Origin of the sequence: Criibacterium bergeronii (assembly GCF_001693775.2) — a bacterium.
GTDB classification, from domain to species: Bacteria; Bacillota; Clostridia; order Peptostreptococcales; family Filifactoraceae; genus Peptoanaerobacter; species Peptoanaerobacter bergeronii.
In genome coordinates this window covers 1-8,423 of sequence record NZ_MBEW02000041.1, presented here as the reverse complement: position 1 = coordinate 8,423, position 8,423 = coordinate 1, and the positions used below count along the sequence as shown (strand labels likewise).

Below are 8,423 nucleotides of genomic sequence, written 5' to 3'. Positions count from 1 at the left end.
ATCCAATACTAGGCATTTTGGCAGGGGTTACAATTACAGGCATAATTCAATCATCGTCCGCATCAATAGGTATACTGCAAATAATTGCCAATCAAGGACTAATAACCGTTGCAGGCTCAATGTATATAGTATGCGGTTTTAATATAGGCACTTGTGTAACCTCACTGCTTTCATCAATAGGCACATCTAAAAATGCAAAAAGAACTGCAACAGTACACATATTGTTTAATGTAATCGGTACACTAATATTCTTGATACTAACCCTAATTTTGCCAATTACACAAAACGTAGACAAAATAATGGGAGCATCTCCGGCTGCCAAGATAGCAAATATGCACACATTTTTCAATGTGGGAAGTACAATATTGCTATTTCCATTTGCTAATTCACTAGTAAAGCTATCTTCAAAAATTATCACAGGAGAAGATAAATTTAGAGAAAGTAAAGCACTAAAATATATAAATTTGGCACATAAAAAATCACCAATAGCACTTTTTACAGACGTGAGAGCTGAAACCTTGCGTATGCTTGGACTTACAGAAAAAAACTTAGATTTAGTAATGAATGACTTTTACAAAATTGATGACGAAACAAGAGAAGAACTCTATGACAATGAAGATGTAATAAATTACTTAAACGATGCCATATCAAGTACAATCATAGAAAACTTACCGCTGGCGAAAGACCCTGATTTGTCTGAAAAGTACACAGATTATTTAAGAATATCAAGAGACCTTGAAAGAATGGGCGACCACATAAAAAATTTCTATGAAGAATATTATCTGATTGCCAAGGAAGATGGCAGCTTTTCTATAGAATGCACACAGGAAATTGATAAAATACACACTGCCTTGCACCAAATTTATGAAACTATCCAAGGAAATGAAACTCAAGCAGACAAAATATACTTTATTCAAAAGGCGTATAAAGATAATATAAGATTGAATGAAAGCATAAGAAGTGCACATTTGGAAAGAATGAAATCCGGTGCTTGTATGCTAAACACATCAGTATCCTATGAAAAAATGTTAATCGCACTGGAGAGAATAAATTCATATCTTACAAATGCAGGGAAATTATTAGTGTAGTAAAAATTAATAAAAAATGTAAAAAAACAGAGGATTGGAAATTATCAATTCCTCTGTTTTTATGTCCGATTATTTTTTTTCACCAAGAATTTCATTAAACATTTCTTGCTCTTTTGCTCTTAGCTTTTCTTCTCTTGCAGCCTCAGTCAGCTCAGTCGGAAATTCTATTGCATGGTGTCCGGTAATTGCGTATATAACCCACTCTGCGATATTAGTAGCGTGGTCGCCTATGCGTTCAAGATATTTTGCAATCATGAAATAGTTAAGAGCTTTTTCAGCCTTAGCTTTATCTGATTGAATGTATTTGACTGTATCTTCTCTGACAAGCTCAAATAAATTATCCACTATATCATCGTTGTCAATTACTGTTCTTGCTTTTTCTTCATTTTTTTGCACAAAGGAGTCAATGGCAGCTGTAATCATTTTTGAGGTTTCTTCTGCCATTTTTTTGAGGTCGGCAAAATCCTTATCTATCATTTTGCTTTTAGTCTTTAAGGTCAAGGTGGCGATATCTGCCGCTTGGTCGCCTATTCTTTCCATGTCGGTGATAATTTTAAGTGCGGAAGAAATTGTCCTTAAATCTCTTGCTACAGGCTGTTGCTGTAGGATTAATCTGTAGCAGTGATCCTCTATTTCTCTTTCCTTCATGTCTGTTAATTTTTCAATCTCCACTACTTCTTTAGCTTTTTCAGCATCTCTATCAATTAATGCCTCTATGCAGCCTTTGAGTGCCAATTCTATTTGTGCCCCCATTTCTATAAGTAGCACATTTAAATCCTCTAACTGAGCATCGAATGTTTTTCTCATTTTAACCGAACCTTCCTGTAATGTAATCCTCTGTTTTTTTGTTGGCAGGAACAGAAAATAAAGTTTTTGTATCACTATATTCAATCAATTCACCAAGCAAGAAAAAGGCTGTCATATCAGAAATTCTGCTTGCCTGCTGCATATTATGGGTTACCATTACGATAGTATAATTGTTTTTAAGGCTTTCAGCAAGTTCTTCTATTTTTAATGTTGAAATTGGGTCAAGGGCAGATGTAGGCTCATCCATAAGAATGACATCAGGCTCAACAGCTAATGCTCTAGCTATACAAATTCTTTGCTGCTGTCCGCCTGATAAGGCTAGGGCGGATTTTTTTAGCCTGTCTTTAACTTCGTCCCATATAGCAGCATTTTGAAGTGCATTTTCTACAATTTCATCTAATTCAGTCTTGTTTTTTATGCCATGCGTCCTAGGTCCATAGGCGATGTTGTCATATACGGACATAGGAAATGGGTTTGGCTTTTGAAAAACCATACCAACTCTTTTTCTTAGCTTGTTTACGTCTATATTTGCGTATATATCTTGAGAATCTAAAAGTATTTCGCCTTTAATTTTACAACCCTCAATTAAGTCGTTCATACGGTTTAGACATTTTAAAAAGGTTGATTTACCGCAACCAGAAGGACCAATAAATGCGGTTATACCGTTTTTTGGTATTTGCATACTTATCCCCTTTAGTGCATGGAAATCTGAATACCAAAGATTTAAATCTTTTACGTCAAACTTGCTATTCACTAATTAGTACCTCCATTTTCTAAATTTTTTGCTATCTTAGTGGACACAAAATTGATAAATAGCACAATCACCAGTAAGACTACAGCGGTAGCATAGGCTTTGTCCATGTGAAAGCCTTCTGTAGATATTGCGTACATATGTACTGCAAGTGTCCTGCCGGGAGAAAATAAGTCATTAGGAAAATCTGCAACTGAGCCGGCTGTAAATATTAATGCAGCGGACTCACCGACAATCCTGCCGATTGCTAAGATTACTCCGGATAATATTGCGGGTAGACAAGACGGAAGTACAACCTTTGAGATAGTCCTTAGCTTTCCTGCTCCAAGTCCAAAGCTGCCTTCTCTAAGAGAGTCAGGCACTGCCTTTAGTGCCTCTTGTGTAGTTCTGATTATCAGAGGCAATATCATTATTGACAAGGTGAGTGAACCGGCAAGTATTGAGTAACCCATGCGAAGAGTGGTTACAAAAAAAATCATACCAAACAGTCCGTATATTATTGACGGTATACCTGATAAAGTTTCTGTCATAAGTCTGATAAGTGCTACAGTTTTATCACCTTTTTTAGCATATTCTACAAGAAATATTGCTGAAAAAATACCTATCGGCACTGCAATTGCCAAGCTTATTACTATTATAACCAATGTGTTAAATGTGGCAGGTAACAGTGACACATTTGTGGAATTGTAATGAATAGAGAATAAATCGGCTGAAAGGTTAGGTACTCCGTTTACAAGTATATAGCCGATTAAAAATATAAGCACACAAAAGGTGATTGCAGCTGAAATATGCACTAATATATTTAAAAATTTTGATAAAGGGTCAGATTTTTTAATAGTTAAATCTTTGGAATTATGAATGTATAAATTATTTTTTTCCATGCTATGCCCTCTTCGTCAAATATATAAAAGAAAGGTTAATAATCAATATAAAGACGAAAAGTACAGCACCGGTTGCAATAAGTGCTTGTCTATGTAAACCGGCGGCGTAACCCATCTCAATAACTATGTTAGCAGTAAGAGTCCTTACTCCGGATAACAAGCTTTTTGGCATGGCAGGCTGGTTGCCGGCTACCATTATTACAGCCATGGTTTCGCCGATAGCTCTGCCTATACCAAGGATTATTCCAGCTAAAACCCCTGATTTTGCAGCAGGCACTACTACAAAAAATACACTTCTTTCGTGAGATGCTCCAAGAGCGAGCGAACCCTCATAATATTGTGAAGGTACTGATTTTATTGAAACCTCCGATATACTTGTTATAGTAGGTAAAATCATGATGGCAAGTAATATAGATGCTGAAATAATATTAGGTCCTTTTGCACCCAATAACTCTCTAATAGCTGGCACAAGAAGTACCATGCCAAAAAATCCATATACGATAGATGGAATACCTGCTAATAGCTCTATAGCAGTTCTAAGATATTTGTAGAGCTTTTTCGGACAGAATTTATCCATATATATTGCAGTTAGGATTGCTATTGGCACTCCAAGTAAAGCTGCACCGAAAGTTACCAGCATACTTCCTATAACCATTGGAGCTATACCGAATGATGGGGGCGCATCTTGAGGTCTCCACTCACGCCCTAATAAAAAATTAATAAAACCAATTTCGTTTATGGCTGGTATGGACTGTAAAAATAGAAAGAAACAAATTAGTCCGGTTGATAATACTGCTACAAAAGCAGAAACTAAAAATATATATTTCATTATCGTTTCTCTTTGAGCATCTGTACTTTTGGTAAATACAAAGACACCTGTAGCTATTATTGAGAGGACTACAATTAAAATTGACATTCTACCTCCTTAAAAAGATATCTCTAGCTTTTGAGACTTAAAATAAATTCGCTTAGCTCTTTTGCTGCCTCAGGTTTTTTAATGAGCTTGATATTTCTCATTAAGTTTTCATACTTTTGTTCACTATAAAACATTTGATAGTATAATTCATCGATTGGAGTAATTTCGTCAGCGTAGTAGGCTATCCCGTTATTAGTAAGGAAAGTTAGATTTCTAGTTTCTTGACCGGGAATTGGATTTATAAGTATCATGGGCAGCTCTTTACATAGAGCCTCACAAGTGGATAAGCCTCCCGGCTTGGTAATTATTACATCACTGGCACTCATCATCACATCTATGTCATGCACAAAACCGTAGATTATAGAATCGTGCTTAAATTCACTTTGCTGTTCAATCAGCTTAGCTCTGATTTTTTTGTTATTTCCGCAGACAATCAGCATTATAAAATCATCTTCAATGTCATCTGTCTCTTTAACGCACCTGCCGATATTGCCATAGCCCATTGAGCCGAACATGAGCAGTAGCACCTTTTTTGACGAGTTTATACCTATGGATTGCTTGGCGGCAGCTTTGTCGATGTATTCGGTAAATTCACTGCCTACAGGTATACCAAAAGGTAATATTTTACTTTTGTCAATGCCTTTTTTTACAGCTTGATATGTCAAAAGCTCTCCCGCTGTAACAAAATAAGAAAAATGAGATAGTCTGCACCAGTGAGGGTGTATAGTAAAATCTGTAACTATACCAATGGCTACAACATCTATCATTTCTTTTTCCAACATAAGATTTATGATTTCACCTGAAAAGATGTGAGTGCAAATAACTATATCAGGATAAAAATCTTCTTTAAAATAAGTCAAAAGCTTTTTAGCTATCAGCTCATTTACAACGTGCAAGCCTGCATCTTTTTTTTCTGTCTTATCCATTATTTCGTTGTAACGATATTGTCCGGCATATAAGACGGGCAATTTGGACGTAGAAAGAATATATCCTTTGGAAATACTTTTTTGTAGCAGTGGTGATATATATTCGACAGAGTCAAGCACCCTTATTTCAACAGATGGATTTTTTTCAAGCTCTTCTACTATAGCCTTAGCAGTGGAGGTGTGACCGCCTCCCACTTTATTGTTAAGCACAAGTACCTTCATTTTATAACCTCTAGTATTTTTTAAATTAATACATTCAAAATATTAATCCTATTATAACAAGAGAATAAGAAAATTAAAATAAATTTATTAATACTTGAAAACCTCTTATCAAATATCTTAAATATTTTATGACATGAATGTAAAATCTTACTACATAATTTGTTAAATATATGTAAAATTTATTTCTTTATATGCCACTTGTAAATTAAGCCGTACAATAAAAGATAAATAAATTTATAAAAGGGTATAATTAAATAAAATTATATGAAAGAAACAGTAGGTGACGTATGAAAAATATTGCGATAGTTACAGGAGCGTCCTCAGGAATGGGAAAAGAGTTTGCACTGCAAATATCAAAAAAAGTAGCAATTGATGAAATATGGCTGATTGCAAGGTCGAAAGAAAAATTAAATGAGACAGCTAAAGTGATAAAATTAGAAACCACTGTAGAGCCTAAAGTAATACCCCTTGATTTAACCAAGGACGACAGCTTTACAAATATTCAAAAAAGACTAGCCAGTGAAAAGGACAATGTCAAAATTCTTGTAAACTCAAGTGGCTTTGGCATATCAGGTAATGTAATAGACATGGATATGGACAGACAAGCCGAAATGATAGACCTAAACTGCAAGGCATTATTTAAGCTAACGCACATTTGCTTGCCGTATATGACAAGGGGTTCAAATGTAGTGCAGATTGCATCTGCAGCGGCATATGTGCCACAACCGAAATTTGCAGTCTACGCTGCTACAAAATCGTTTGTACTAAGCCTTAGCATAGCACTTCATAATGAGCTTAAAGAATATGGTATTGGTGTAACAGCAGTTTGCCCTGGACCGGTGGATACAAACTTTTTCAAGGCAAATGATAAGAATAACGCAGAATTTTCTAAATTTGCAAAGGTAATATTTAAATCCCCGCAATATGTGGCTGAAAAATCTATAAAAGCTGTAGACAAGAAAAAAATAGTAGTAAATACCGGACTTGCAGTGAAACTATTATATTTAGCAACCTGTTCATATAAAAAAATATTTTTTGCCTTTTTATCAAAAAGCTTTTATAGATAAATAAGTTTATTTAATAAAAAATATATCTTAAATATGATTGACATACTCAAAATATAGTTGTATACTTTGGGATATGAATAATTGAATTCAAAATAAAATAATTAAAGAAAGTATTACTACATTAATGTTAGTGGATTTTATGAACAATTAATTATGAAACTGCTTTTTTATTATATTTATAATAAAGTTATTCAAGATGCGATGTAGAGATTTTTAGCACCGGTATGGTGCTTTTTTTCATTGAAACATTATAAGTTTCTTACGATTGAAAATAAACTAAAAATGTGTTAATGTAGTTCATGTAGGAGGTGTGGTGTATGGAAGGATTTATTAAGAAAATTTTAGATTTGGACGAAGAGGCTAAGCATTATTCTGACGAAGTTTCTTCACAAAAAATCACCTTACAAAAAGAAAATGAAAAAAAACTGTCGGACATAGAAGATAAATATAAAACTCAAATAGAAAATCTAAAACAAGATTTTGAAAATCAGCTTAAAGAGTTAGAAAAAACTGAAAGAGCAAAGCTGGTTGATTTTGAAAACAAGGCTGAGGAAATGGGAAAAGAGTACAAGGCTCAAAAAGCGGATTTATTAGAAAAAATGAGCAAATTTGTCCTAGAAAGCGGTGACTAAATGGGAGATTTTTATGCAATAAATGCAAAAGTTTCCGACCTCAAAAGAGGAATATTTGACAAAACAGATTATGATAAAATCATTAGTTTTGGTGAGAGGTCAAGTATCATAGACTATCTAAAGCCTAATCCTATATACAAGGATAAGATAGAAATGTTATTAGGTGAGTCTGTACTAAGACGTAGCATTGAAACCTTTATACTACAATCAGAGGCAAATGTCCTTTTGAAATTACGTCATCATTTTAGCGGTAATGACAAGAGATTGGTTGACGCAATGCTTTTAAAATATGAATTTGAGGACGTAAAATTAATACTTAGAGCACTTTCGCAAAATGAGACGATTGACAAGGACAAAGACCTGCTTTTGTATGAAAATGAGCAAAAGCTCAGCTATGACCAGTTGTTAGCCAGCGAGTCGATAAGACAAGCTGTTGAGTATTTATCTACGACATCATACAAAAGAGTATTTGTCGGCTTAACTGATGAAGATACCAAAACATTACAGTTTCATACAGAAATGCGACTTGACAGTGCATATTTTTCAGCTTTAAACGATGCCATATCGACATTTAGCGGTAAAAGCTCAAAAGCTTTATCCGATTACGTCACCAGTAAAATTGATATATTCAATGTCAAATGGATTTACAGGGCGAAAAAATATTATAAAATGCTACCTGAAGAAATATACAACTACAGCTTTAGATTTGGTAGAAAAGTAAGAGGTCAAGTCTTAAAAGATTTAGTATATGCAGGCTCTATAGAAGAATTTATACAGCTTATAAAAAAATATAAGCTTGATGACATCTTTTATGATATTGACTCTAATGACAGAACTGTAAAATTTTCTTTCCTATATATGTACGAAAAGTCGCTAAAGGGTATTGGAAACTATGAAAATAATATAGGTATGTTTTTAAAATTCTATGTGAGTATGATAATACAAAACAAAAACCTCATTAGGATTGGAGAGTCTCAAAAATATGGACTAAGCAAGGAAGAGACGGAAAAATATCTTGTCAAAATGGCTTAGTCGAAAGGAGGAAAATTGTGGCAGTCGAAAAAATGAAGATGATGAGCCTTATTGCCTTAAAAAAGGATGCTCATGATATTCTTGAACGCATTATATTAAAT

9 protein-coding genes are annotated in these 8,423 nt (G+C 34.1%); 4 read left to right on the top strand and 5 right to left on the bottom strand.

Annotation, left to right across the window (positions count from 1 at the left end; translation table 11 throughout):
• A partial coding sequence (locus BBG48_RS10195; protein ID WP_147292849.1) for a Na/Pi cotransporter family protein occupies positions 1–1,088 on the top strand: 1,088 nt, incomplete at its 5' end.
• Between the two features lie 69 nt (positions 1,089–1,157).
• Here the strand turns inward: BBG48_RS10195 and phoU are convergent.
• Genes phoU through BBG48_RS10170 form a run of 5 tightly spaced genes read right to left on the bottom strand, consistent with a single transcriptional unit; the run spans position 1,158 to position 5,591 of the window.
• Positions 1,158–1,895, bottom strand: a complete 738-nt coding sequence (gene phoU / locus BBG48_RS10190) for a phosphate signaling complex protein PhoU (protein WP_068911828.1) — start codon at positions 1,893–1,895, stop codon at positions 1,158–1,160.
• A 1-nt stretch (position 1,896) separates the two neighbouring features.
• Positions 1,897–2,649 carry a phosphate ABC transporter ATP-binding protein PstB gene (gene pstB, locus BBG48_RS10185; RefSeq protein ID WP_068911826.1) on the bottom strand — a complete coding sequence of 251 codons (753 nt, stop codon included), beginning with the start codon at positions 2,647–2,649 and terminating at the stop codon, positions 1,897–1,899.
• Positions 2,649–3,527 carry a phosphate ABC transporter permease PstA gene (gene pstA, locus BBG48_RS10180; protein ID WP_068911824.1) on the bottom strand — a complete coding sequence of 293 codons (879 nt, stop codon included), beginning with the start codon at positions 3,525–3,527 and terminating at the stop codon, positions 2,649–2,651. Before pstA ends, pstB begins: the two co-directional genes overlap by 1 nt.
• A gap of 1 nt (position 3,528) precedes the next feature.
• Complete coding sequence (gene pstC / locus BBG48_RS10175) at positions 3,529–4,443, bottom strand: phosphate ABC transporter permease subunit PstC (protein ID WP_330410382.1); 915 nt, start codon at positions 4,441–4,443, stop codon at positions 3,529–3,531.
• Between the two features lie 23 nt (positions 4,444–4,466).
• On the bottom strand, positions 4,467–5,591 hold the full coding sequence (locus BBG48_RS10170) for an MGDG synthase family glycosyltransferase (protein WP_068911823.1): 1,125 nt from the start codon (positions 5,589–5,591) through the stop codon (positions 4,467–4,469).
• Positions 5,592–5,878: 287 nt separating this feature from the next.
• Here BBG48_RS10170 and BBG48_RS10165 point away from each other — a divergent pair, with 287 nt between their 5' ends.
• The 3 genes from BBG48_RS10165 to BBG48_RS10155 all read left to right on the top strand — a co-directional run bounded on the left by BBG48_RS10165 (position 5,879) and on the right by BBG48_RS10155 (position 8,322).
• Entirely contained in the window at positions 5,879–6,658 is a 780-nt protein-coding gene (locus BBG48_RS10165; RefSeq protein ID WP_068911821.1) for an SDR family NAD(P)-dependent oxidoreductase, read from the top strand.
• A 317-nt stretch (positions 6,659–6,975) separates the two neighbouring features.
• Positions 6,976–7,290, top strand: coding sequence for a hypothetical protein (locus BBG48_RS10160; RefSeq protein ID WP_068911819.1), 315 nt, complete (start codon positions 6,976–6,978; stop codon positions 7,288–7,290).
• Positions 7,291–8,322 carry a V-type ATPase subunit gene (locus BBG48_RS10155; protein WP_068911818.1) on the top strand — a complete coding sequence of 344 codons (1,032 nt, stop codon included), beginning with the start codon at positions 7,291–7,293 and terminating at the stop codon, positions 8,320–8,322.
• The last annotated feature ends 101 nt before the right edge of the window (positions 8,323–8,423 follow it).

Bases quoted from the DNA above. Each gene is read 5' to 3' on its own strand.
- BBG48_RS10160 (WP_068911819.1), top strand. From the start codon at position 6,976: ATGGAAGGATTTATTAAGAAAATTTTAGATTTGGACGAAGAGGCTAAG.
- phoU (WP_068911828.1), bottom strand. From the start codon at position 1,895: ATGAGAAAAACATTCGATGCTCAGTTAGAGGATTTAAATGTGCTACTT.
- pstA (WP_068911824.1), bottom strand. From the start codon at position 3,527: ATGGAAAAAAATAATTTATACATTCATAATTCCAAAGATTTAACTATT.
- pstC (WP_330410382.1), bottom strand. From the start codon at position 4,443: ATGTCAATTTTAATTGTAGTCCTCTCAATAATAGCTACAGGTGTCTTT.
- BBG48_RS10165 (WP_068911821.1), top strand. From the start codon at position 5,879: ATGAAAAATATTGCGATAGTTACAGGAGCGTCCTCAGGAATGGGAAAA.
- BBG48_RS10170 (WP_068911823.1), bottom strand. From the start codon at position 5,591: ATGAAGGTACTTGTGCTTAACAATAAAGTGGGAGGCGGTCACACCTCC.
- BBG48_RS10155 (WP_068911818.1), top strand. From the start codon at position 7,291: ATGGGAGATTTTTATGCAATAAATGCAAAAGTTTCCGACCTCAAAAGA.